The 2,159-nt window shown below is 59.7% G+C and carries 1 protein-coding gene and 3 pseudogenes; 1 reads left to right on the top strand and 3 read right to left on the bottom strand.

What is annotated here, in order from left to right:
• Nucleotides 1-332: 332 nt before the first annotated feature.
• The 3 genes and pseudogenes from DQW77_RS18300 to DQW77_RS18845 form a co-directional block, all read right to left on the bottom strand.
• Nucleotides 333-551 (bottom strand): annotated as a pseudogene (locus tag DQW77_RS18300) (integrase core domain-containing protein); the annotation flags it as partial.
• 16 nt (nucleotides 552-567) lie between these two features.
• Nucleotides 568-1,611, bottom strand: coding sequence for an IS110 family transposase (locus tag DQW77_RS17810; RefSeq protein WP_113259676.1), 1,044 nt, complete (start codon nucleotides 1,609-1,611; stop codon nucleotides 568-570).
• Nucleotides 1,612-1,806: 195 nt separating this feature from the next.
• Nucleotides 1,807-1,917, bottom strand: a pseudogene (locus tag DQW77_RS18845) (DDE-type integrase/transposase/recombinase); the annotation flags it as partial.
• A gap of 102 nt (nucleotides 1,918-2,019) precedes the next feature.
• Between DQW77_RS18845 and DQW77_RS17820 the strand changes: the two are divergent.
• Nucleotides 2,020-2,159, top strand: a pseudogene (locus DQW77_RS17820) (IS256 family transposase); the annotation flags it as partial.

Genomic DNA, 2,159 nt, shown 5'->3' on the forward strand with positions numbered 1-2,159 from the left:
CAAAGGTTCGATGATCGCCCACTGCCTGTCTGTCAAAGTCCGTCTGCTCAAGATCGCCTCCCGTTTTTGATCTTGAATCAAACGAGAACCGATTTGGGAATCCCCTAAATGCAGACGCCGCCTAGAGTATCCATCTTGATCAAGCGGTTATCGATCCAGCGGCCCTTGCCATCCAGCGATATCTTCACCTTGGCCTCCTTCAGTTCATCGATCCAGTCACTGCTGGTGTCCGTTCACAGCTTCATCACCGCCGACCTCTGCACCCGGAATTGAAGCATACTTCGCGGAAGACATCTGAACCAGACCGGGTTTACCGGAGAGGTTCGAGTTGATCAGTCTGCGGCGATTTTAGCCGTGAGTTCTGCGTTGTAGAAGTTCCTTTCTGCTGTTGCGGGTGAGATATATCCGAGCGGGCCGTAGAGGCGCTTGTCGTTGTACCAATGGACCCAGTCCAGCGTCGCGAGCTCGACGTCTTTCTTGCCGCGCCAAGGGCCTTCGTGCTCGATGATCTCGGCCTTGTACAAGCCGTTGATGGTCTCGGCGAGAGCGTTGATGCTCCTATGTTTGTCAAGCGTGGCCGGCCTTGGTTGGCGGCACGCAGAGAGCGCGGTAGATTTCGCGCACGATGTACCGCTTGATGCAGCGCACGATTTCGCGCCGGGTTTTGCCTTCCGAAGTTCGCCGCGCGGCATAGGCCTTGGTCCTCTGATCGTCGCGCATGCGGACGATGGCGACACGGTAGATGGCAGCGTTGGCTTGCCGGTTGCCGCCGCGGTTCAAACGCATCCTGTTCGTCTTGCCGCTGGAGGCCGGGATTGGACAGAGGCCACAGAGCTTGGCCAGGGCAGCTTCGGACTGGATCCGCTCGGGGTTATCCCCCAAGAGGATCAGCATCTCGGCCACAGTCATCGTGGAGATACCGTGCGCCTGCATCAGCTCGGAGGCTCTCTCTCGCACCAACCGGTCAAGTTCCCGGTCGTGTGCCTGGATTTCCTCATGCAGCGCGAGCCAGCGCCGCGCGATCGCGCGCATTGCCGCCTTGGCGGAGGCCGTTGGGGACGTGATCTCTCCTGGCCGCATCGCCGCCACATGGCGTACCAGAGTGATCCGCCCCCGGACTCCATCGAGCGTATCACGAAGGTCGGCTGGCGCATTCACGATCAACGTTTTCAGCGTGATCATCGCCTGGGACTTGGCCTTCACCGCGCTGTCCCGCGCAACCTTCAGATGCCGGATCATCTCCGATGAGCCGGTCTGCGCCTTGGCCTGTGCCGTGGCTTGTCCGTTCAGCACTGATCTTGCCGCGCTCTCGGCATCGAGGCTGTCGGATTTGCCGTGAAGATGGCGCAGTTGGCGGTTGGGGCGCATGACGTCCCGAACGTCATGCCCCTTGGCCAGAAGGTCTCGGGACAGGCCCGCGCCGAATGAGCCGGTTCCTTCAATCCCGAAGGCTTTGACATGTCCGAATTGTGCGGCCCAGGCATCGAGGTCCCGGTATCCCTTCCGCGTGGCGGGAATGGTCGTACTGCCCAGACGGGCGCCCTGCGCGTCTATCGCAACGGCAGCGTGGGTGTTCTTGTGCGTGTCTACGCCGATGATGACGTGATCCATGGAAGGCCCTTTCGCTGGAATGGCCCAGACATCGATCGAAGAGGACAGGACCGTGATGGTACGCCGACCGTCAGGCTCCTATGAAGTCACATCTCGCCCGCTGCCGGGGCAACCTGATGGTCGACACGTCAACGCAATGACACGAAGTCAATCGTAGCATGGGTCAGGCCATCAGGCCGCAATACCACATTCACAGTCATAACAGTTGCCTTTGCCACTCATCGAGACTTTGAAGCCATGTTGCGGCAGGATCTTCTGATAGTCGTGCGAACAGTATTGGCTACCGCGATCCGTGTGGTGAATGCAGTCTTGAGCTATGGCGGGAAATGGGTGACGCGGTTTGAGAAGGCGGCGTATCGTGGCGGGTGTCCAAGCCTGCCAGAACTTCCATAAGAGGAACGATACGCCATGAAGAACGATACAGAGATCATTGCCCTGCGTCAGCCGGACTCTGTGGATGACCCGCTGACCGAGATCGCCCGTGACGGGGCGCGACGGATGCTGGCGGCCGCGCTTCGGGCCGAGGCCGACGCTTTTGTCGAGCAATA

It is taken from the genome of Roseovarius sp. TE539 (assembly GCF_003298505.1).
GTDB lineage: Bacteria > Pseudomonadota > Alphaproteobacteria > Rhodobacterales > Rhodobacteraceae > Roseovarius.

Coding starts and splice junctions, on each gene's coding strand:
- DQW77_RS17810 (WP_113259676.1), bottom strand. CDS start 1,611: ATGGATCACGTCATCATCGGCGTAGACACGCACAAGAACACCCACGCT.